General features: G+C 68.9%; 1 pseudogene. It reads right to left on the bottom strand.

The features are described 5' to 3' along the window. Positions 1 to 151, bottom strand: a pseudogene (locus SB753_RS39645) (ABC transporter permease); the annotation flags it as partial. Positions 152 to 251 lie beyond the last annotated feature (100 nt).

Below are 251 nucleotides of genomic sequence, written 5' to 3'. Positions count from 1 at the left end.
CTTCCATCGGACTGAAGGACAGCGCGAGGCCGTAGACGAACGGGTAGACGAACAGCGCGAGGATGAACAGCAAGGCGGGCGACACGAGCCACGCCTTGCCGTCACGTTGCGCGACGGGTGTCGCTGCGGCAGCGGGCGTCAGCGTGCTCATGACGGCTCTCCGTCGTAGACCAGCGTGCGCGACGGCGGCACGCGCAGCGTGACGCGCTCGCCTTCGGCGAACTCTCCCGCGACGCGCGCCCACAATTCGC

Source organism: Paraburkholderia sp. SIMBA_053, from assembly GCF_046534895.1.
GTDB lineage: Bacteria > Pseudomonadota > Gammaproteobacteria > Burkholderiales > Burkholderiaceae > Paraburkholderia > Paraburkholderia caledonica.
Note: the sequence above shows the minus strand (reverse complement) of the source record. Positions and strands in the feature narration are given on the sequence as shown.